This window comes from Paraplanobispora siamensis (assembly GCF_016863175.1).
Taxonomy (GTDB): Bacteria; Actinomycetota; Actinomycetes; order Streptosporangiales; family Streptosporangiaceae; genus Planobispora; species Planobispora siamensis.
This window is the reverse complement of record NZ_BOOJ01000048.1, coordinates 17,704-37,913: the sequence shown is the minus strand read 5'-3', so window position 1 is coordinate 37,913 and position 20,210 is coordinate 17,704. Positions and strand designations below refer to the sequence as shown.

Below are 20,210 nucleotides of genomic sequence, written 5' to 3'. Positions count from 1 at the left end.
TTCCCTCTGTCGATGTCACTTGTCTCACTGTCCCTCGGGTCGGGATGCGGGGTGGGCACCGGCGGTGACCAGGTCCACCACGGCGGCGCGGGGGTCCTTGCCGGTGACCAGGCTCTCACCGACGAGGACGGCGTCGGCGCCGGCTCTGGCGTAGGCGAGCAGGTCATGGGGGCCACGCACGCCCGACTCGGCGATCTTGATGATGCCTTCGGGGATCTCCGGGGCCAGCTTGGCGAACACCTCGCGGTCCACCTCGAGGGTCTTGAGATCCCGCGCGTTGACTCCGATGATCTTCGCCCCGGCGTCGAGCGCCCGCCGGAGCTCCTCGGCGGTGTGCACCTCCACCAGCGGCGCCAGCCCGATCGACTCGGCGCGCTCGATGAGGGAGACCAGCGCGTTCTGGTCGAGCGCGGCCACGATCAGCAGCGCGAGGTCGGCGCCGTGGGCGCGGGCCTCCCACAGCTGGTAGGAGGTGACGATGAAGTCCTTGCGCAGCACCGGGATGTCGACGACCGCGCGCACGGCGGCCAGGTCCTCCAGGCTGCCGCCGAAACGGCGCTGCTCGGTCAGCACGCTGATGACGTGCGCGCCGCCGGCCTCGTAGTCGGCCGCCAGCGCCGCGGGGTCGGCGATCGCGGCCAGCGCGCCCTTGGAGGGGCTGGAACGCTTCACCTCGGCGATGACCGCCACCTGGTCGCCGCCCAGCGCCCTGTAGACGTCGCGGGGCGCGGGCGCGCGCTCGGCGCGCTCCTTGAGCTCGGCCAGGGAGACGGCCTTCTGCCGCTCGGCCAGGTCGGCGCGGACCCCTTCGATGATGTCGTCCAGAACGCTCACTTGGCCTCCTCGTGAAGCTCGTCGATCAAGTTCGCGAACACCGCCGTGTCCGCGGTCCGCTCGCTCCGCTCGCCCACGAGACAGGTCCCTCCCGATCGATTGCCCTTGTCCCGCCGATGGTATCGGCCTTGCCGAGGTCACTCGGCCACGGGGGTGAGCCGTATAGGGCCCTATGGGGCGAGAAAATCCGCAAAAGGCAGGTTTCTCGCTATCCAGAAACCGATCATTAAAGCCAGCAGAATCCAGGCGTATACCGCGCGCGGGGCTTTGCGGGCGAACGGCTCGCCCTTCCACGACCGCAGCGTCCAGTGCCCCCACAGCACGGCCAGCGCGGGGACCATGAGCACGAGGAGGGGGTTCAGGCCGAGGGCCGCGACCGGGTCGCCGTTCGCCAGGGCGTGTACGGCGCGCAGGCCGCCGCAGCCGGGACAGTAGAGCCCGGTGAGCACGAGGAACGGGCAGGAGGGATAGTGGCCGGGCTCGTTCGGGTCCACGGCGGCCACGTAGGCGACCGCGGCCGCGGCCGCCGCGGCGGTGGCCAGGGGCGCGGCGACCCGCATCCCGCGCCGCCGCGTCAGCGCCGTTTCCCCCCGCGCCGTCTCTCCCCCCGACACTTCCCCCCGCGCCATCTCTCCCCGTGCCGCCCGTCCCCGTGCTGTCTGTCCCCGTGTCGACCGTCCCCGTGCTGTCTCCCCCACGGATCCGCCTCCCTCCGGGTTCCCCGCCGGCGGCCACCCGTCTCCGGTCACGCTACCCGGCCGGCGGGGGACGGGTCAGGCGCCCGAGTACGAGGAGACGGCCGCCCCGCCGAACAGGATGCCCAGCAGCCCGAGCCAGACCAGCAGGACGATGACCCAGCAGGCGACGCCGAAGTAGGACAGGACCAGGCCCGCGATGGCCATGCCCCGTCCCTCCTCGCCCGTCCTCTTGATCTGGCCCAGCGAGACGTGGCCGAGCACGATGCCCACCAGGGAGGTGATCCCGCAGACGAACAGGCCGGCGATGCCCATGACCAGCGCGGCCACGGCCATGCCGTTGTTGGGACGGGGCTGGGGGGCGCCGTAGCCGTAGGGGTCGTAACCGCCGCCGCCGTACCCTCCGCCGTACCCCCCGGGAGGCCCGTAGCCGCCTCCCTTCGGCGGTCCGTAACCGCCTGAGTGATTGTCATAGCTCATAAATGATTCCCCTTTATCCGAGTCGCGGGCGGAAGCCTAGCGACTGCCCGCGCTCACGGAAGGTCCACGGCCAGTCTGTGGACAAGTTGTGACCACCATAAAACGGATATGGCAGACACATCACTGACATGTCCGCCACTGCTCCGCTTTTGCGGTACGGCCTCGGCCCTCGCGCGGTACGGCCCCAGCCCTCGCGCGGTGCGCCCTCAGCCCTCGCCGTCGCGCGGCCCGGCCGTCGGGTCGGCGCCGCGGTCGATCGCGTCCCACAGCGCCCGCTCGCTCACCGGCCCCCGCTCCGCTCCTCGGGCGGAGCCGCTCACGGCACCGCCGGAGGACGGCCCCGTGCGGTCGTAGCGGTCGGACATCCCCGGCCAGCGGTGGCCGCGCAGCGCGGCGGCCGCACCCGCCGCCAGCAGCAGCAGACCGCCGGAGGCGGCGACCGCCGGCCAGGTCCAGGCGACCGCGGCGGAGGAGGCGCCGCCGGACGTCATGGCGAGACCGGCCTGACCGGACAGCGCGTCGGTGATCGCGGTCATCCTGGTCCCGGTCCGGACCCCGGCGATCGCGCCGAGCCCGCAGAGCGCGACCACCACGCCCACCGCCCGGCGCGCGACCCCGCGCGTGGCCAGCAGCGCGACCACCGCGGCCAGGGCCGCCAGGGCCACCGGGCTCAGGAAGGGCGCCAGCCGGTCACCCTGCACGGAGACGACCTGGGAGGAGCCGCCGATCGAGCCGGCCCGGACGGTGGCCCATTCGCGCCCGGCCGCCAGCAGGACCAGCCCGGCGCCCGCCGCGCACGCGAGCACCCACGTCCACAGTGCCCGCCTGGCGTTCACTCCGGGACCACCGCCAGCTCCGTGGCGTCGAAGCAGGTCCGGTCGCCGGTGTGGCAGGCCGCGCCCACCTGGTCGACCTTGAGCAGGATGGTGTCGCCGTCGCAGTCGAGGGCCGCGGACTTGACGTGCTGGACGTGACCGGAGGTGTCGCCCTTCACCCAGTAGGAGGCCCGGCTGCGCGACCAGTAGGTGGCCCGTCCGGTGGTCAGTGTGCGATGCAGGGCCTCGTCGTTCATCCAGGCGAGCATGAGAACCTCGCCGGTGTCGTACTGCTGGACGACGGCCGGCACCAGTCCGTCGGCGGTGCGCTTCAGCCGGGCTGCGATCGCGGGGTCAAGGGGCATGCGGCAATTGTGCCGCAACCAGGGACAGGGGCAGTTCCCGGCATGGGTGGGACACCGTTCCCGGGGCCCCGCGGAAGATCGATCCGGTGAGCTGCCTGGCGGTGGCGGAGGCCACCACCCGGCCCTGCCGGTTGACCAGGAACGCCGGTCCCGGCAGCGCGCGCAGCACCGGCAGCACCGCGACCTCGAAGCGGCGCACGAACACGTCGGCCGCGGCGACCCCGGCGAAGCCCCGCTCCCCGGACACGGGCACGGCCAGGGTCAGGGAGTACTCGTCGGTGCACAGGATGTCGACGTACGGCCCCGCCACCGTGTGCCCGTCGCCGGAACGCGGCCCGGCGAACCACTCCCAGTGCGTGTAGTCGTAGAAGGCGCTGCTGGCCGGGTCCATGTCCCTGACCAGGTGCACCGGCTCGCCCGAGGGGCCCTCCTGCCACCACTCCAGGAACCACGGCGCGTCGGCGAGCAGGCCGGGCTCGGCGATGAAGCCGATGCCGGAGATCAGGCCCCCGAGGCGCGGCAGGAGCAGGGGGCGCAGCGCGGCCAGGTCGCCGCTCACCGGCGCCGGTCCCATGATCCGGACCACCGCGTCGCGCACCTGGTGGAGCTCCTCGAAGACCCCCTCCACGATGCCGGCGACGGTGTCGGCCGCCCCGGCCACCGTGCCCGGCGCCGGCAGCGTCCGGAAGTCACCCACGTCGATCCACCGCCTTAGCCACGATCACGCTCACGGCTCGCGCAGCCGCAGTTCGATGAGGTGTTCCACCGCGTCGAGCACGTGCCGTTCCGCCAGTTCCCTGGCCCGGTCACCGTCGCCGTGCTGGATGGCCCCCACGATGGCGCGGTGCTGAGCCGACGGCCCATGTTCTCCCGTGTGGGCGAGCCAGAGCAACGGTCCGATGTCGGCCTGTAACCGGATCTCCTCCCGAGTGAGTCGTGCGGACTGCGAGACGGCCGCGACCTCGATGTGGAAGCGGCCGTGCAGCCTGCGCAGGTGCGCCTCGTCCCGGGTGGCGGCCATCTCCTCCAGCGTGCGCCGCAGCGGGGCGATGTCCTCGGGCAGCGCCCGCTGGGCGGCCAGCCGGGCCGTGGCCCCGGCGATGGCCGCGTAGTGGTCGCCCAGGTCGCGCAGTTCCTCCACGGTCAGGTCGCGCAGCCGGTCCAGCAGCGCGGGGGCCTCCTGCGGCACCCGCACGAAGCTGCCCCCGCCCCGGCCGCGGCGGGTCTCGACCATGCCCTGCTGCCGCAGGGCCATCAGGGCCTCCCTGAGGGTGACCGTGGAGACGCCGAGCTGGGCGGCGAGCTCGGCCTCGCTCGGCAGCTGTTCCCCGTCGGCCAGCAGTCCCAGGACGATCGCGTCGGTGAGCCTGCGGACCACGGCGTCCACCCGGGCGGTGTTGTCGACCGGGGCGAAGGCGGCCAGCCTGGCACCGCCGGAGATCTCCGTCACGGTCCAGCGCCCCTCTCACCAGTTCTCGGCTCGCCCACCCGCGAACACCTCATTTCCCGGAGTCCGCCCCAGTGATACCGGATTCGCTCTTGCAGTTAAACATTTAAAACCATATGTTTCCGGTCATGTCAGACCCAGCGGTGAGGCTGAGCGGTCTCCGCAAGAGCTTCGGCGCGGTCCACGCCGTCACCGGCGTGGACCTCGACATCGCCGACGGCGAGTTCTTCGCCATGCTCGGGCCCTCGGGCTCGGGCAAGACGACCGTGCTGCGGATGATCGCCGGCTTCGAGACCCCCACGTCGGGCACGGTCGAGCTCGGCGGCGCGGACGTCACCCGGCTCGCCCCCTTCGAGCGCGACGTCAACACCGTCTTCCAGGACTACGCGCTGTTCCCGCACATGAGCGTGCTGGACAACGTCGAGTACGGCCTGCGCGTCAAGCGCGTGCCCCGGGCCGAACGGCGCGAGCGGGCCCTGGCCGCGCTGGCCTCGGTCCGGCTGGAGGGCTACGAGCGGCGCAGGCCCGGGCAGCTGTCGGGCGGCCAGCGCCAGCGGGTCGCGCTGGCCCGCGCCCTGGTCAACCGGCCCCGGGTGCTGCTGCTGGACGAGCCGCTCGGCGCGCTGGACCTCAAGCTCCGCGAGGAGATGCAGGTCGAGCTCAAGTCCATCCAGCGCGAGGTCGGCATCACCTTCCTGTTCGTCACCCACGACCAGGAGGAGGCGCTGACCATGAGCGACCGGGTCGCGGTCTTCAACGAGGGCCGCGTCGAGCAGGTCGGCACCCCCGCCGAGATCTACGAACGGCCCTCCAGCGCCTTCGTCGCCGGGTTCGTCGGCACCTCCAACCTCATCTCCGGCGAGGCGGCGCAGGCCGTACTCGGCAAGGAGGGTACCTTCAGCGTGCGGCCGGAGAAGCTGCGCGTGACCGGGCTCGGCGAGCCGGTGGACGGCGCCGAGCACAGCGCGACCGGCACCGTCAGCGAGGTCGTCTACGCCGGGCCGGCGACCCGGTTCGTGGTCGAGCTCGACGCGGGCGGCCGGCTCATCGCGCTCCAGCAGAACCTGCAGGTCTCGTCCATGGACGTGATGAGCCTGCGCGGCACCAGGGTCCGGCTCGTCTGGCACCGCCGGCACGAGTTCGCGATCGTCTCGTGAGAAAGGTCGTCATCTGATGCGATCCACCCCCCGCCCGGCCACCGCCCGTCTCGCGGTCGCGGTCTCCGCGCTCGCCCTCGCCGTCGCCGCCTGCGGTTCCGCCTCCGAACCGACCGGCGCCTCCGCCGCGCCCGGCCAGAGCGGCTTCACCCCGCCCAAGATCGAGGCGCTGCAGTCGCTCGGCGCGGGCGAGGGCCAGGTCAACCTGGTCCACTGGGCCGGATATGTCGAGGACGGCTCCAACGACCCCAAGGTCGACTGGGTCACCCCGTTCGAGCAGGCCACCGGCTGCCAGGTCAACTCCAAGGTCGCCGGGACCTCCGACGAGATGGTGAACCTGATGAAGACCGGCGAGTACGACGCGGTCTCCGCCTCCGGCGACGCCTCGCTCCGGCTGATCGCCGGCGGGGACGTGGCACCGGTCAACACGGCGCTGATCCCCAACTACGCCGACGTCTTCGAGGGCCTGAAGAACAAGACGTGGAACTCGGTGAACGGGGTCGCCTACGGCGTGCCGCACGGCCGGGGCGCCAACCTCCTCATGTGGCGCACCGACGTCGTCAAGCCCGCGCCCGACTCCTGGAGCGTGGTCTTCGACCCGGCCTCGCCGTACAAGGGGAAGATCACCGCCTACGACTCCCCCATCTACATCGCCGACGCCGCGGTCTATCTGATGGCCACCAAGCCCGACCTCGGCATCAAGAACCCCTACGCGTTGGACGACACGCAGTTCCAGGCGGCGGTTGACCTGCTCAAGCAGCAGCGGCAGATCATCGGCGAGTACTGGTCGGACTACACCAAGGAGGTCCAGGCCTTCAAGAGCGGCGACTCGGTGGCCGGCACCACCTGGCAGGTCATCGCCAACGTCGCCCAGGCGGACAAGACCCCGGTGGAGGTGACGCTGCCCAAGGAGGGCGCCACCGGCTGGTCGGACACCTGGATGGTCGCGGCCGACGCCAAGCACCCCGTCTGCGCCTACAAGTGGCTCGACTGGATCATCTCCCCCAAGGCCAACGCCCAGGTCGCCGAGTACTTCGGCGAAGCGCCCTCCAACGCCAGGTCCTGCGAGATGACCGCCGACCCGAAGCACTGCGAGACCTTCCACGCCACCGACGAGGAGTACTTCTCGAAGGTCTGGTACTGGACGACCCCGATCGCCCAGTGCCTGGACGGCCGCACCGATGTGAAGTGCAAGGACTACGCGGAGTGGACCCGCGCCTGGACCGAGATCAAGGGCTGAGCCCCGGAGCCAGGAGTCCCGGGGCGTCGGCGGGCCCCGCCGCCCGCCGGCGCCCCGGGCACGGGAACGAGCACGCCGTACCGGCACAGGAGCGAGCACGTCGTTGAACACCACCGCGAACACCACCCCGCCCGGCCCTCCGCCGCCCGCCGCGCCGGGCGCCGCCCCGCGGGGCGCCGCGGCCCCCGCGCCCGGCGGCCCCCGGCGGCGCCTGGCGGCCTTCCTGCACCGGCACGCCCCTCTGCGGCTGTCGCTGCTGCTGTCGGCGCCCATGCTCTGGCTCGGCGTCGCCTACCTGGGCGCGCTGGCCGCCATGTTCATATCGGCCCTGTGGCGCACCGACACCTTCACCGGCGACCTGGTCAGGGAGCTGACCTGGGCCAACTTCCAGGAACTCCTCACCGCCGAGGTCTACCGCACGATCGCGCTGCGCTCGGTGGGCGTGGCGGCCGCGGTGACGCTGATCGACCTGGTGGTCGCCTTCCCCATGGCGTTCGCGATGGCCAAGCTCGCCTCGCCGCGCGCGCAGCGCTGGCTGGTCATCGCGGTGCTGACCCCGTTGTGGGCCTCCTACCTGGTCAAGGCCTACGCCTGGCGGGTCCTGCTGTCGGCCGACGGCCTGCTGGGCTGGGGGTACGGCCTGACCGCCACGATCATCACGCTGTCCTACCTGTGGCTGCCGTACATGATCCTGCCGATCTACGCGGGGCTGGAGCGGCTGCCGAACTCGCTGCTGGAGGCGGCCGGGGACCTGGGGGCGCGCGGCTGGCGGACCTTCCGCACGGTCGTGTGGCCGCTGACGTTCCCGGCCGTGGTCGCGGGGTCGATCTTCACCTTCTCCCTGTCGCTCGGCGACTACATCACCGTGAAGATCGTCGGCGGCAGGTCCCAGCTCATCGGGAACGTCGTCTACGACAACATCGGCGCGGCCAACAATCTCCCGTTCGCCGCCGCGGTCGCCACCGTCCCCGTGCTGATCATGCTGGCCTACCTCGCCGCGGTCCGCCGCACCGGAGCCCTGGAGAACCTGTGAACCTCTCTCGTACGGCCCGCGCGATGCTGTGGGCCGCCCTGGCCGGCGGCCTGGCCGTCGTCTACCTGCCGCTGCTGGTCGTGCTGCTCAACTCCTTCAACGCCGACCGCACCTTCGGCTGGCCGCCCTCCGGGTTCACCGTGCGCTGGTGGGAGGCGGCCTGGAACTCCACCGGCGTGCGCGAGGCGCTGTGGACCTCGATCCAGGCCGCGCTGGGCGCGACGGCGATCGCCCTGGTGCTGGGCACCATGGTGGCCTTCGCCCTCCAGCGGCACTCCTTCTTCGGCCGGGACGCGGTCTCGCTGCTGATCATCCTGCCGATCGCGCTGCCCGGCATCGTCACCGGCATCGCGCTGAACAACGCCTTCCGCGCGGTGCTGGAGCCGTTCGGGCTGGGGCTCGGGATGTTCACGGTGATCGTCGGGCACGCCACGTTCTGCGTGGTGACCGTCTACAACAACGTGCTGGCCCGGCTGCGCCGTACGGGATCGTCGCTGGAGGAGGCCTCGGCCGACCTGGGCGCCGACGTCTTCACCACCTTCCGGCTGGTCACCTTCCCGATGATCCGCTCGGCCCTGCTGGCGGGCGGGCTGCTGGCCTTCGCGCTGTCGTTCGACGAGATCATCGTGACCACCTTCACCGCGGGCGCCGGGGTCAAGACCCTTCCCTTGTGGATCTTCGAGAACCTGTTCCGGCCCAACCAGGCGCCGGTGGTGAACGTGGTCGCCGCCGCCCTGATCGTGCTGTCGGTCGTCCCGATCTATTTCGCCCAGCGCCTGTCCGGCGGCGAGGCGAGCAACCGGTAGGGACCGTCTATCGAGGGCTCGGCTCCGGCTCCGCCCGGCCGGGCCAGGTCGCCAGGAGGGCGAAGTCCTCGGCGAGCAGGCCGATGCGGGCGTCGACCCGGTGCAGCAGCGCCGGTCCCGGGTGGTGGGCGGCCACGAAGTCCCGGTCGGCGTCGCCGATCTCGTCGTCGACCCAGGCGAACGCCCTGCCCCGCGCCCACTCCACGATCTGGCGGGTCTTCCAGTGCACGCCGTCGCCCCCGCCGGCCGTGTGCGGCTCCCGCCATTCGACGACCGGCAGCCGGGGCAGGCCGATCCTGGGGGCGATCCAGACGTTGGCCTCCTCCCGCCAGGTGGTGGCCCAGACGAGCTCGTACGGCAGGGCGAGCAGGGCGGGCCCGTGACCGGGGTTGAGCCAGACGCGCAGCGGCCGCAGGCGGGGGTCGTCCCAGCCGGCAGGGCGCATCCGGTGCGTGGTGTACCCGGCGGGACGCCGGTTCGGCTTGGCCGCGTACGGGTTCAGCGGCCCGTCCACGTCCAGCATCAGGAGGGGCCGGGTCTCGTGCACAGGCGTGACCCTAACGGATCGGGCCCCGGCGGCCTCCGGGGGCCCGGCCCGCCCGGAAGGTGTGCGGCCCGGCGGGTGGGCGCCGACCACCGCCGGGGTCAGGGCACTGCGGCTAACGGTCGCGGTCGGCGTCGAGCACGTCGGCGGCCTGGACCACGATCTTCGGGTCGGCGTCGCCGACGATGTCGTGGTCCTTGTTGTCGTACTCGAACAGGCTCAGGACGTACCGCATGGCCTCGACCCTGGCCCGCTTCTTGTCGTTGCTCTTGATCACCGTCCAGGGCGCCTCGTCGGTGTCGGTGTGCAGGAACATGTCCTCCTTGGCCTCGGTGTACTCATCCCACTTGTCGAGCGACTGCAGGTCCATCGGCGACAGCTTCCACTGCCGGACCGGGTCGACCTGGCGGATGATGAACCGGGTGCGCTGCTCCCTGCGCGACACCGAGAACCAGAACTTCACCAGGTGCATCCCGTCGCGCACCAGCATCCGCTCCAGCTCGGGCGCCTGCTTCATGAACTCCAGGTACTGCTCCTCGGTGGCGAAGCCCATCACCCGCTCCACCCCGGCGCGGTTGTACCAGGAGCGGTCGAAGAAGACCATCTCCCCGGCGGAGGGCATGTGGGCGACGTAACGCTGGAAGTACCACTGGGTGCTCTCGCGCTCGCTGGGCTTCTCCAGGGCGACCACGCTCGCCCCGCGCGGGTTGAGGTGCTCCATGAACCGCTTGATCGTGCCGCCCTTGCCCGCCGCGTCGCGTCCCTCGAACAGGATCACCAGCCGCCCGCCGGTGTCCTTGATCCAGTACTGGAGCTTGAGCAGCTCGATCTGGAGCAGCCGTTTGACCTTGTCGTACTCGTCGCGGGACATGCGCTCGCTGTAGGGATAGTGCTCCCGCCAGGTGTCGACGGGACTGCCGTCTAGCCGCCGCAGAATCGGGTCGTCATCGTCGTCGTCGTCGACCAGGAGGTTCTCCATGTCCTCCATCAGGTCGGTCTCGGCCACAGCCGACTGCACGCCCGGAGGCAACAGGTTCGCGTCCATGCCTGGTCCCTGCCACCTACGCGCCCCCGCTAACCCTCCGGGGCCGTGAGTGGTCAGGAGGAGTGGGCCGCGCTGATCCAGGAGGCGTGCAGGTCGGCGTAGACGCCCGGTTCGGCGACGAGTTCGGCGTGGGGGCCGCGCTGGACGATCCGGCCGTGTTCGAAGACGAGCACCTCGTCGGCCGCCTCGGCGGTGGACAGCCGGTGGGCGATGGAGACCGCCGTGCGGCCGCGCGTGACGCCCTCCAGGGCCCGCGCCAGCCGTACCTCCGTGGCCGGGTCCACCGCGGAGGTGGCCTCGTCCAGCAGGAGCAGGTCGGGATCGGCCAGGTAGGCGCGGGCCAGCGCGACGAGCTGGCGCTCGCCGGCCGACAGCGACTCGCCGCGCTGGCCGACCGGGGTGTCCAGGCCCGCGGGCAGGCCCTCCACCCAGTCGGCCAGGCCCAGCTCGGTCATGGCCAGCGCGATCTCGGCGTCGGTGGCGTCCGGCTTGCCGAAGCGCACGTTGTCGGCCAGCGTGCCGTCGAACAGGAAGCCGTCCTGCGGCACCATGACGATCCGCTCGCGCAGCGAGGAGAAGCGCACCCGGCGCAGGTCCTCGCCGTCCACCGTGACCTGCCCGGAGACGGGGTCCATCAGCCGGGTCAGCAGCTTGGCGAAGGTCGTCTTGCCCGAGCCCGTCTCGCCCACCACCGCGATCCGCGAGCGCGGCGGGATGTCCACGGTGACCTCGCTGAGCACCGGCGGGCCGCCGGGGTAGGCGAAGCCGACGTCCTCGAAGGAGACCGAGATCGGGCCGCGCGGCAGCTCCACGCCCTGCGGGCCGGGGTCGGCGACGTCCGGCGGGGTGTCGAGCACGCCGAGGATGCGCCGCCAGCCCGCGATCGCGTTCTGCGCCTCGTTGAGCACCTCGGTGGCGATCTGCATCGGCGAGACGAACAGGGTGATCAGGAACAGGAAGGCGATCAAGTCGCCCTTGGTGATGCCGCCGCCGACGCCGAGTCGGACGCCGAGCAGCACGATGGCGGCCAGGGCGATCGCGGCGACGATCTCGGTCAGCGGGAAGACCGTGGCGACGATCCGCTGGGTGCGCGCCTGGGCGGCCTTGTTGGCGTCGATCGCGGTGTCCAGCCGCTCGGCGGTACGGGACTCCGAGCCGTAGGCCCGGATCACCGCCGCGCCGACGACCGACTCGCTGACGGCGGCGAGCATGTCGCCGGTGCGCTCGCGGACCCGCGTGTAGGCGGCCGACAGCCACCGCTGGAAACGGGGCAGCGCGATCATGAGCGGCAGGAAGCAGGCCCACACCAGCAGCGCCAGCTGCCAGGACAGGAAGAACATCACCACGCTGGCGACCAGCAGCTGGCCCAGCGCGACGATGATCATCAGTCCGCCCCACTGCATGAAGGCGCTGATCTGGTCGACGTCGCCGGTGACCCGGGAGACCAGGGCGCCGCGCCGCTCGGAGTTCTGGGTGAGCACCGACAGGTCGTGCACGTGCCGGAAACCGCGCACCCGAAGCGTCGCCAGCGAGGACTCGGTCGCCTTGTAGAGGCGGACGTTCATCAGATAGCCGCACAGCGCGGTGAACACCACGGCCGCGGCGCACACCAGGACCATGTCGCGGATGAACGGCACGTCGGGCACCGCGTCCTTGAGCCCGCGGTCGACGGTCTGCTGGACGGCGATCGGCACGATCACCTTGCCGACGGTGGCGAGCATGGCCAGCGCGAACGTCCCGGCCAGCCCTTTGCGGAACTCCGGGGTGAGGGACAGGCCCCTTCGCACGGTCGCCACAGCCGACCGCTGCACCCCCTGAAGCGCACTCACTTGCTCTCCTCCGTCGCCGTCATCCCCGAACCGCCCCGCCGTCCTGCGAATCCCGTCCGTCCCGCGAGCTCCGTCGGCTCCACAGGCCCCGTCCGCCCGCTCACGCGCTGACCTCCTCGTCCGACTCGAGCGCCTCGCGCTCGGCCTCCTCGCGCTCGTAGGCGGTCACCAGGTTGCGGTAGCCCTCGCAGCGGGCGAGCAGCTCGTCGTGGGTGCCCCGGTCGGCGACCCGGCCGTGTTCGAGGTAGACGACCTCGTCGGCCAGGGCGATGGTGGCCATCCGGTAGGCGACGACCACCACGGTCGAGGCCGACGACATCGCGGCCGCGTCCCGCAGGCCGTACAGGATCCTCGCCTCGACCTGCGGGTCCACGCTGGAGGTGGCGTCGTCCAGGACGAGCAGCCGGGGGCGGCGCACCAGCGCGCGGGCCAGGGCCAGGCGCTGGCGCTGGCCGCCCGACAGGCTGGTGCCTCGCTCGCCGACCATGGTGTCCAGGCCCGAGGGCAGGGCGCTGACGAAGCCGTCGGCCTGGGCCAGCCGCAGCGCCTGCCAGACGTCCTGGTCGGGGATCGGCAGGCCGAGGGTGACGTTGCCGCGCACCGTGTCGTCGAACAGGAACGTCTGCTGGGGCACCAGCGACACCACGTCGCTGACCCCGCCGCGCGCGACCTCGCGCAGGTCCGTGCCGTCGACGAGGACGGCCCCCCGCACCGGGTCGACCAGGCGGACGAAGGTCTGGACCAGGGTGGACTTGCCGGAGCCGGTGGGGCCGACGAGCGCGACGGTACGGCCGGGCTCGACCTCGAAGTCGACCCCGTGCAGGACCGTGAAGTCGCCGTAGGCGTAGCTCAGGTCGCGCACCCGCAGCCGGGCCGGGCCCTCGGCGGCCAGCGCGGCGGCGCCGTAGTCCATGGAGCCGGTGGCCGAGAGCACGGCGTGGATCCGCTCGTAGCCGACGACGGCACGGGGAAGCTCGGCCAGCACCCAGCCCAGGGCGCGGATCGGGAAGGCGAGCAGGGTGAACAGGTAGGCGACCTGGACCAGGACGCCGGCGGTGATCGCGCCGCTCTCCAGCCGCGCCGCGCCGACCAGCAGGACGGCCAGCACCCCGAGGGTGGGCAGGGCCTCCAGCACCGGGTCGAACAGGCCGCGCACGCGTCCCACCGCGATGTTGGCGTCACGCAGTTCCTCGGCCTTGGCCCGGAACCTGCCGGTCTCCTCGTCCTCGCGGCCGAGGGTCTTGACGACCAGGGCGCCGTCGAAGCTCTCGTGCGCGATCTCGCTGACCTCGGCGCGCAGCTGCTGGGCGCGGGTCGCCAGGGGGCTGAGCCTGCGCTGGTAGACCAGGTTCATCAGGGCGATCGCCGGGAAGATCAGGAAGCCGACGACGGCGAGCACGGGGTCGGTGATCACCATCGCGACCGCCGCGGTGAACAGCATGACGATCACGCCGACCGCCATCGGCAGCGGGGCCAGCGGGGCCCAGGCGGCCTCGGCGTCGGCGTTGGCGTTGGACAGCAGCTGGCCGGTCGGGTGGCGGTGGTGCCAGGCCAGCGGGAGCCTCAGGTACTGCCGGGTGACGTCCCGGCGGGAACGGGCCTGCATGCGGTACTGCATGACTCCGGCGAAGTAGCGCCGCCCGGCGACCCCGAGCGCCTTGAGCAGCGCGGTGCCGAGGATGAGGAGCAGACCCGTGGTCATCGCCCCGGCTGCGGTCTCCCCGGCGTCGAAGGCGGGCAGCACGACGTTCTCGGTGGCCCAGCCCAGCGCCCAGGCGGACGCGACCGTCATCGCGCCGTACACGGCGCTGGACAGCACGGCCGCGCTGAACACGGCCTTCTCGGCCCGGATGGCCACCCCGAGTACGCGGAGCCCCTTGCGCATGACGGCGGACGTCACCTTGCTCGCCACTCGGGATGTGTCCTTTCATCGGGGGCATTGCTACATAAGTGAGTATCACGCCGGATCGAACGCTTATTCCCGATGCGAGATGATCGGCCCAGATGATCAATGAGTCTCCTCCCGCCCTGGTTGCTCGCGCAACGGCATTGTTAGGATCGGGGGATGACACACGCCCGCGCCGAACGCGCCGCGCTCAGCGACCTGTTCGCCCGGATCGGCCCGGACTCCCCCACCCTGTGCGAGGGCTGGACCACCTTCGACCTGGCCGCCCACCTCGTCCTGCGCGAGCGCCGGCCCGACGCCGCCGGAGGCATCGCCCTGGCCCCGCTGGCCGGCTACACCGCCCGGGTGCAGGAGTCGCTGAAGACCAAGCACGGCTTCGACGGGCTGGTGGAGCTGGTGCGCTCCGGCCCCGGCGGGGTCTACGGCCTGGTCCCCGGTCTCGACCAGGCCGTCAACACCATGGAGTTCTTCATCCACCACGAGGACGTACGGCGCGCGCAGCGGGTCTGGGAGCCCCGCGAGCTGCCCGCCGACCTGGAGGAGACCTTCTGGAGCCGGGTGCGGGCGGGACGCGGGCTGTTCCTGCGCAAGGCCCCGGTGGCCGTCGTGCTGCACCGCATCGGCGGCGGGGTCGCCCTGGGCGGGACCAAGGACGGCCCCAAGGTCGAGGTGACCGGCCCGGCGAGCGAGCTGCTGCTGTTCTGCTTCGGCCGTCAGGCGCACGCCAGGGTGGACCTCAGCGGCGACGAGGCCGCCGTGGCCCGGCTGATGGACGCCTCCCTCGGCGTGTGAGCCCCGCCCCCGGGCGCCGCACGGGGTGCCCCGTCACGTGATCCGCCACATGATCTGTCACGTGATCCGTCCCACCGCGTGATCCATCGCCCCGCGTGATCCGTCATGCGGGGCGATCCGTCACGCGGGACGATCCGCACACGGTGTGATCCGTCACGCGGGGCGATCCGCACACGGTGTGATCTGCGGCACTGTGATCTGCGGCACGACGTGGCCGCCGGCCGGTGGACGCCTTTCCGCCATCGTGCTCTCTGTCCCTGCCTGTCCCCATCAGGGAAGTACGCCGCATTGGACATGGGCGGCCTCGCCCCGCACCATGGCAGGAGCGGTCCAAGCAATCCCCCGAAGGGTCGATGGTCCCCCCGGACCTGCCCGGTATGATCACCATATCCGGGAGCCACTCGGGTCCAGAATGCCAAAGGTCTTTAAAATCCGGGTATATACGGCTGGGAATGGAACTGCAGGAGGCCCCCATGCAGGTCAAGAAGGTCCTCACCTACCTAGCGGTGGCGTTCGTGGTCTTCTACCTTTTCACCAAGCCCGCCGAGGCGGCGAGCGCGGTCAACGGCGTCTTCGACGGGATCGTCCGTGGCGCCGACCAACTGGCTGTATTCGTCACACAAGTACTGAGCTGACCGTCGGCGGGGGGTTGCCCCGCCCCTGACCTGTTGTCCCCGGTGCTCCCGTCCGGCCCGCGCGGGAGCACGGCACCCCACCCCCGATGTTCCCTCCGGCATCCCCGCAGACGTCACCGCGGACGTCCGCGCCGGCCCCTCATGCCCTCGCCGGAGAGTCCCCGCCCGGAGTCGATCAGGTGATCCCCAGAATCCGGGCCAGCTGAGTGCGATCACCGACCCCCGCCTTCTCGTAGACCGAGTAGAGGGTGTTGGCGACCGTGCGGACGGACACCACCAGCCGCTCGGCGATCTCCCGGTTGCTCAGCCCCTGGGCGGCCAGGGTCGCGATCTCCCGCTGCCGGGGAGTCAGCCGGGGCGCCGCCAGCTCCGTGAGCGCCACCGTGCGCGCCCCCTGGCACGCGCCGGCCAGGACCGCGGCCCGGGTCTGCGCGGCCCGCTCGCCCCGCCGCAGTCCCGCCTTCCGATACAGCGCGGCCGCCTGGGCAGCCGCCTCGGCCGCGTACAGCACCATGCCGAGCCCCTCGAAGTCCCGGGAGACCTCGTCGAGCCGCTCGGGGTCGCGGGCGGCGGCGTGCCGGGCGAACAGCGAGGCCAGCGGCCCCTCGATCCCCAGGCCGGCCAGGCGCCCGGCCACCAGGTCCGCGCGGCCGAGCCGTACAGCGTCGTGCAGGAGGAACAGCGCGTAGGGCGGGGGCGCGGTCTCCGCCGCCGCCAGCGCGGCCCCGACCGCCCCGGCGACGTCGCCCCGCACGGCCGTCGTCCACACCCGGGCCGACTCCACGGGGAGGGCGGCGTGCGGGCCGATCGGCAGCCCCGTGGTCTCAGCCGCCGCCAGCGTCTCCTCCGCCGCCGCCACGTCCCCGAGCAGCGCCTGCGCGCGGGCCAGCTCTCCCAGGCACAGGCCGGCCAGGCCGCTCGGGCGCGGCGGCAGCCGCAGGGCGGCCTCCCGGCAGCGCGCGGCCGCCTCGGCGACCCGGCCGCGCAGCATGAGCACGTGGGCCTTGAGTGCGCCGAACCGCACGATCGCGGCGCTCCACTGCCCGTAGTCGCCCTGCATCCGGTAACCGGCCTCGGCGCACCGCTCGGCCTCCGCCAGGTCACCGAGCGTCAGGGCCGCCAGCATGCCGACCTCCATCAGCGAGACCATCATGCTGGGATATCTCTCCGGCACGTCGGCCGTCCCGGTGAGCACCTCCTCCACCATCGCCCGGCACTCCCGCGCGCGCCCCTCCATCGCGAGCAGGCCCGCCTGCGCCGACCTGGCCGCCAGCAGATTGCGGGCGCTGAACGGTCCCAGCCGCTCCGCCTTCTCCAGCGTGGCCCCGGCCGCCCCGGAGTCACCCGTGAAGTGCTCCAGAGCCGCCCTCGTGATGAGGATGCCCTGGCGCGTCTCCACCTCGCCGACCAGGCGGTACGTCTCGTCGAACACCGCGAACGCCTCGGCCTTCCGGCCCAGGCCCCAGAACAGGTTGAAGGCCCGGCCCACGCCGCACTCGGTGCGTTCGCGATCGTCCATCCCGGGCCACCGCGCGGCCAGGAACTCCGCCTCCGCCTCCTCGCACCGGTCGGCGTAGTAGAGCGCCCTGGCCAGCAGGACGTGCGCCCAGGACCCGCCGCCCGCCGCCACCGCGGCCCGCCCCAGCCGTACGGCCAGCGCGAGGTCCCGCATGGCCCTGGCGCGATCGCACGCGGCCATGAGCAGCGCGGAGTCTCCGGCCACGCCGCCGTCCAGCCGCCACACGGCGACCCGGAGCACGTCCTCGCGCCGCCCCATCCCCGCCGCCGAGACCGCGTCGGCCAGCTCGCGCAGCGTGGCGCGCTCGCGCAGCAGCCCGCACCCGGAACGGATCACCTCTCCGTAGAGGGGGTGGGCGAGGCGCACCTGGAGCCTGCGGCCGTCCCGCGTGACGGTGACGAGCCTGCGGTCCTCCAGCCGCTCGACCGCCGGGGCGCAGACCAGCGCGGCCAGCAGGTCGGCGCCGAGCGGCTCGCCGTAGGCCAGCAGTTCCAGCACCCGCCGCTCGTCCGCCGCCAGCTCACCGATCCGGGCCGCGACCGTCTCCCGCAGCGACGGGGTCATCGCCGCGGAGCCGCCCCAGCGCCACAGGCCGCCGGACTCCTCCAGCACCCCGGACAGCACCAGCTCCCGCAGGTAGAGGGCGTTGCCCTGGCTGACCCTGCGGAGCCGCTCCACGCTCTCCGGCTCGACCCGTCCGCCGAGGGCCTCCGCGAGGATGCGCGCGATGTCCTCCGGTGAAAGGGACACCAGGTCCAGCCGCGGCAGCAGCCCGTCCTTCCACAGCGCCCGCACCGCGTCGGGCGCGGGCGCGTCGCCGCGGACGGTGACGATCACCCGGGCCCGCTCCCGGGCCACCAGATGGTGGACGAGCGCCGCCGAGGCCTCATCGAGCAGGTGCGCGTCGTCGACGACCAGCACGGACGCGCCGAGCGCGGCGGCGGCCCAGCCCAGCGGGTTCCCCTCGGGCGGCGCGGGCGGGAGCAGGTGCGCGAAGGCCCCGAACGGGATCTCCGCCGCGGACGCGGTCGCCCGCACCCACGCCACCCCTTCCAGATCCCGTACGGCCTGGGCCACCAGGCGGCTCTTGCCGATCCCCGCCTCACCCGCCACGACCACGCCCGCGTGGGCGGAGCGGACCTCCGCCAGCTGGGTCGCGCGGCCGGCGAACGGCCAGGGCCTCCACACAGTGCGAGGATATTTGAGTAGGCCGTGCTCATGCGAGGAGGCCCGTCACGCGGAGACGGTGGCTCCATGACTTCTGTGACGGCCTCTACGACTGTGACGGCCCCTATGACTGTGACGGCCCCTATGACTGTGACGGCCCCTATGACTGTGACGGCCCCTATGACTGTGACGGCCTCGATGACGACGGACCTGACGACCACCGCCGGCCTGACGGAGCTCGTCCGGGAGAGCCTGGACGACCCGATGGCCGAGATCGCGCGCCGGCACGTCGAACCCGTCGTCCACGCCTCGAGCTCGCTGTCCACCGCGGGACTCCACCGGGTCCGGGGCACGACCACCGACGGCAGGCCCTGGTCGTTCTTCGTCAAGTCGGTCCACTCGGCCAGGCACTGGCCGATGCTCGCGACGATGCCGGAGTCCCTGGCGGCGGACATCGTCAGCACCTTCCCCTGGAGGGTGGACGCGGATGTGTACCTGACCCCTCCCCCGCTGCCCGACGGGCTCCGGCTGCCCCGCCTGTACCGGATCGACGACCTGGGCGACGACCGGCTGGTGATGTGGATGGAGGACGTCCAGACCGTCTCCACCGGCTGGGACCTCGACCGCTACCGGCGCGCGGCCCGGCTGCTGGGCGCCCTGGCGGCCATGCGGCCGGTGCCGCCGCCCCGGGAGCAGGGGCCTCCGCTGGACATCGGGTTGCACGTCTTCTGCACGGGCGTGGTCCGGCACTTCATGTCGAGCCTGCGCGACCCGGCGGCGTGGCGGCACCCGCTGGTCGCCGCCCACGCCGACGACCTCCTCCGGGCCGACCTGCTGGCCCTCGCCGACCGGATCGACCCCCTGCTCGCCGCGGTCGAACGGCTGCCGCACGCGCTCGCCCACGGGGACGCCAGCCCGCAGAATCTCCTGGTCCCGGCGGACGGGTCGGCCGAGTTCGTGGCGGTCGACTGGGGCTGGGGCTCGCCGACGGCCCTCGGCTTCGACCTCGGCCAGCTCCTGGTGGGCCTGGCCCACGACGGCGTCGTCGAGCCCTCGGACCTGCCCGAGATCCACGCGGCCATCGAGCCCGCCTACGCCGCGGAGGTGGACGCGGACCCCGGGACGGTCTCCTTCGGCTACGCCGCCACGCTCGTGCTGCGCAGCGCGTGGACCGCCCTGCCAGTCCACGACCTGGACCGCCAGCCCACCCCCGAGCTGCACGAGCTGTTCCGCAAGCGCGCGGGCCTGGCCCGCTTCATCGTCGACATCGGCCGCTCCCTGGACGTCTGACCCCCCGATCGAGCCGCACGGAGACGACGAGCGGCCGGCCGGCGGCCAGTTATGAACGGCCGGCGATGGTGACGCGGTCGCCGACGCCGACGCCGAGCGCGGTGGCGAAGCCGCGTTCGAGGACTGCGCCGCCGGAGCGCACCCACCGGCCCGAGGTCATCAGCGGCCGGTTGACCGCGCCGGGCGTCTCGGCGAAACCGTGCACCACCGGGGACGACGTGGAATCGCGCACGGTGAGGTCGGCGTAGACGATGCGGTAGGGGCCGTGGTGGGCGATCACTTCGGGATCGTCCGCCGGCGAGGCCAGGGCCGAGGTCACGGCGGGGCCCGTGTCGCCGGAGAGCGCCACCACGTCCGGCCCGGCGGTGGCCGCGCGGGTCTGCTCGTACAGCGCGTCGCTCACGCCGCCCAGGGACAGGCCCAGGGTCATCGTGGCGGTGACCGTGGTGACCGCGAGCAGGAGCATCACGGCCTGGATCCGGTGCCGGCATACGTCGGCCGGCACCAGGCGCACGACGAGCACGGCCCGGCCCATGACGCCCCTCCTCCAACGGTTAGCCGATAGGTAGCGGTTAGCCGTAAGAGGTGTCGAACAGGGCAACCGGCACCGC

General features: G+C 72.4%; 20 protein-coding genes. 7 read left to right on the top strand and 13 right to left on the bottom strand.

The genetic code is table 11. From position 1 onward, the window contains the following. Positions 1 to 24 precede the first annotated feature (24 nt). From trpC to Psi01_RS27850, 7 genes are all read right to left on the bottom strand, one after another. Positions 25 to 834 carry an indole-3-glycerol phosphate synthase TrpC gene (gene trpC, locus Psi01_RS27880; protein ID WP_204067086.1) on the bottom strand — a complete coding sequence of 270 codons (810 nt, stop codon included), beginning with the start codon at positions 832 to 834 and terminating at the stop codon, positions 25 to 27. A 170-nt stretch (positions 835 to 1,004) separates the two neighbouring features. Then, on the bottom strand, positions 1,005 to 1,463 hold the full coding sequence (locus Psi01_RS27875) for a DUF2752 domain-containing protein (protein WP_239128076.1): 459 nt from the start codon (positions 1,461 to 1,463) through the stop codon (positions 1,005 to 1,007). Between the two features lie 144 nt (positions 1,464 to 1,607). Further along, positions 1,608 to 2,009 (bottom strand): DUF4190 domain-containing protein, encoded by a 402-nt coding sequence (locus Psi01_RS27870; protein WP_204067085.1) that lies wholly within the window; start codon positions 2,007 to 2,009, stop codon positions 1,608 to 1,610. 206 nt (positions 2,010 to 2,215) lie between these two features. Beyond that, a complete protein-coding gene (locus tag Psi01_RS27865) occupies positions 2,216 to 2,845 on the bottom strand; it encodes a Trp biosynthesis-associated membrane protein (protein WP_204067084.1) in 630 nt (209 codons plus the stop codon). Then, positions 2,842 to 3,189: a phosphoribosyl-AMP cyclohydrolase gene (hisI, locus tag Psi01_RS27860; RefSeq protein WP_204067083.1), complete on the bottom strand. Its 348-nt coding sequence runs from the start codon at positions 3,187 to 3,189 to the stop codon at positions 2,842 to 2,844. Before hisI ends, Psi01_RS27865 begins: the two co-directional genes overlap by 4 nt. Next, complete coding sequence (locus Psi01_RS27855; protein WP_204067082.1) at positions 3,179 to 3,886, bottom strand: cache domain-containing protein; 708 nt, start codon at positions 3,884 to 3,886, stop codon at positions 3,179 to 3,181. The genes hisI and Psi01_RS27855 overlap by 11 nt, the downstream gene beginning before the upstream one ends. Before the next feature lie 30 nt (positions 3,887 to 3,916). Next, positions 3,917 to 4,639: a FadR/GntR family transcriptional regulator gene (locus Psi01_RS27850; RefSeq protein ID WP_204067081.1), complete on the bottom strand. Its 723-nt coding sequence runs from the start codon at positions 4,637 to 4,639 to the stop codon at positions 3,917 to 3,919. Positions 4,640 to 4,764: 125 nt separating this feature from the next. Here Psi01_RS27850 and Psi01_RS27845 point away from each other — a divergent pair, with 125 nt between their 5' ends. The 4 genes from Psi01_RS27845 (at position 4,765) to Psi01_RS27830 (ending at position 8,872) form a co-directional block, all read left to right on the top strand. Beyond that, entirely contained in the window at positions 4,765 to 5,793 is a 1,029-nt protein-coding gene (locus Psi01_RS27845) for an ABC transporter ATP-binding protein (protein ID WP_239128075.1), read from the top strand. Between the two features lie 16 nt (positions 5,794 to 5,809). Then, complete coding sequence (locus Psi01_RS27840; RefSeq protein ID WP_204067079.1) at positions 5,810 to 7,033, top strand: ABC transporter substrate-binding protein; 1,224 nt, start codon at positions 5,810 to 5,812, stop codon at positions 7,031 to 7,033. Positions 7,034 to 7,136: 103 nt separating this feature from the next. Next, a complete protein-coding gene (locus Psi01_RS27835; RefSeq protein WP_239128074.1) occupies positions 7,137 to 8,066 on the top strand; it encodes an ABC transporter permease in 930 nt (309 codons plus the stop codon). Then, positions 8,063 to 8,872, top strand: a complete 810-nt coding sequence (locus Psi01_RS27830) for an ABC transporter permease (protein ID WP_204067078.1) — start codon at positions 8,063 to 8,065, stop codon at positions 8,870 to 8,872. The genes Psi01_RS27835 and Psi01_RS27830 overlap by 4 nt, the downstream gene beginning before the upstream one ends. A 7-nt stretch (positions 8,873 to 8,879) precedes the next feature. Here the strand turns inward: Psi01_RS27830 and Psi01_RS27825 are convergent, their stop codons facing one another. The 4 genes from Psi01_RS27825 to Psi01_RS27810 form a co-directional block, all read right to left on the bottom strand. Continuing rightward, positions 8,880 to 9,419, bottom strand: a complete 540-nt coding sequence (locus Psi01_RS27825; protein WP_239128073.1) for an HAD domain-containing protein — start codon at positions 9,417 to 9,419, stop codon at positions 8,880 to 8,882. A 112-nt stretch (positions 9,420 to 9,531) separates the two neighbouring features. Next, positions 9,532 to 10,461, bottom strand: a complete 930-nt coding sequence (ppk2, locus tag Psi01_RS27820) for a polyphosphate kinase 2 (protein WP_239128072.1) — start codon at positions 10,459 to 10,461, stop codon at positions 9,532 to 9,534. Positions 10,462 to 10,514: 53 nt separating this feature from the next. Then, positions 10,515 to 12,290 carry an ABC transporter ATP-binding protein gene (locus Psi01_RS27815; protein ID WP_204067077.1) on the bottom strand — a complete coding sequence of 592 codons (1,776 nt, stop codon included), beginning with the start codon at positions 12,288 to 12,290 and terminating at the stop codon, positions 10,515 to 10,517. A 100-nt stretch (positions 12,291 to 12,390) separates the two neighbouring features. Beyond that, positions 12,391 to 14,175 carry an ABC transporter ATP-binding protein gene (locus Psi01_RS27810; RefSeq protein WP_204067119.1) on the bottom strand — a complete coding sequence of 595 codons (1,785 nt, stop codon included), beginning with the start codon at positions 14,173 to 14,175 and terminating at the stop codon, positions 12,391 to 12,393. Between the two features lie 180 nt (positions 14,176 to 14,355). Here Psi01_RS27810 and Psi01_RS27805 point away from each other — a divergent pair, with 180 nt between their 5' ends. Both Psi01_RS27805 and Psi01_RS27800 read left to right on the top strand, forming a co-directional pair. Next, on the top strand, positions 14,356 to 14,988 hold the full coding sequence (locus Psi01_RS27805) for a TIGR03085 family metal-binding protein (RefSeq protein WP_204067076.1): 633 nt from the start codon (positions 14,356 to 14,358) through the stop codon (positions 14,986 to 14,988). A 452-nt stretch (positions 14,989 to 15,440) separates the two neighbouring features. Then, a complete protein-coding gene (locus Psi01_RS27800) occupies positions 15,441 to 15,623 on the top strand; it encodes a hypothetical protein (RefSeq protein ID WP_203876906.1) in 183 nt (60 codons plus the stop codon). Between the two features lie 175 nt (positions 15,624 to 15,798). On the opposite strand, the gene Psi01_RS27795 is transcribed toward Psi01_RS27800, so the two are convergent. Beyond that, entirely contained in the window at positions 15,799 to 18,330 is a 2,532-nt protein-coding gene (locus Psi01_RS27795) for a LuxR C-terminal-related transcriptional regulator (RefSeq protein WP_204067075.1), read from the bottom strand. 177 nt (positions 18,331 to 18,507) lie between these two features. Here Psi01_RS27795 and Psi01_RS27790 point away from each other — a divergent pair, with 177 nt between their 5' ends. Then, positions 18,508 to 19,599, top strand: coding sequence for a phosphotransferase (locus Psi01_RS27790; RefSeq protein WP_204067074.1), 1,092 nt, complete (start codon positions 18,508 to 18,510; stop codon positions 19,597 to 19,599). 49 nt (positions 19,600 to 19,648) lie between these two features. On the opposite strand, the gene Psi01_RS27785 is transcribed toward Psi01_RS27790, so the two are convergent. Continuing rightward, on the bottom strand, positions 19,649 to 20,134 hold the full coding sequence (locus tag Psi01_RS27785; protein WP_239128071.1) for a hypothetical protein: 486 nt from the start codon (positions 20,132 to 20,134) through the stop codon (positions 19,649 to 19,651). Between the last annotated feature and the right edge of the window lie 76 nt (positions 20,135 to 20,210).

Excerpts from the sequence above, each read along its gene's own strand:
- Psi01_RS27875 (WP_239128076.1), bottom strand. The coding sequence starts at position 1,463 with ATGGCGCGGGGGGAAGTGTCGGGGGGAGAGACGGCGCGGGGGGAAACG.
- Psi01_RS27870 (WP_204067085.1), bottom strand. The coding sequence starts at position 2,009 with ATGAGCTATGACAATCACTCAGGCGGTTACGGACCGCCGAAGGGAGGC.
- hisI (WP_204067083.1), bottom strand. The coding sequence starts at position 3,189 with ATGCCCCTTGACCCCGCGATCGCAGCCCGGCTGAAGCGCACCGCCGAC.
- Psi01_RS27845 (WP_239128075.1), top strand. The coding sequence starts at position 4,765 with ATGTCAGACCCAGCGGTGAGGCTGAGCGGTCTCCGCAAGAGCTTCGGC.
- Psi01_RS27840 (WP_204067079.1), top strand. The coding sequence starts at position 5,810 with ATGCGATCCACCCCCCGCCCGGCCACCGCCCGTCTCGCGGTCGCGGTC.
- ppk2 (WP_239128072.1), bottom strand. The coding sequence starts at position 10,461 with ATGGACGCGAACCTGTTGCCTCCGGGCGTGCAGTCGGCTGTGGCCGAG.
- Psi01_RS27810 (WP_204067119.1), bottom strand. The coding sequence starts at position 14,175 with ATGCGCAAGGGGCTCCGCGTACTCGGGGTGGCCATCCGGGCCGAGAAG.
- Psi01_RS27805 (WP_204067076.1), top strand. The coding sequence starts at position 14,356 with ATGACACACGCCCGCGCCGAACGCGCCGCGCTCAGCGACCTGTTCGCC.
- Psi01_RS27800 (WP_203876906.1), top strand. The coding sequence starts at position 15,441 with ATGGAACTGCAGGAGGCCCCCATGCAGGTCAAGAAGGTCCTCACCTAC.
- Psi01_RS27790 (WP_204067074.1), top strand. The coding sequence starts at position 18,508 with ATGACGACGGACCTGACGACCACCGCCGGCCTGACGGAGCTCGTCCGG.
- Psi01_RS27785 (WP_239128071.1), bottom strand. The coding sequence starts at position 20,134 with ATGGGCCGGGCCGTGCTCGTCGTGCGCCTGGTGCCGGCCGACGTATGC.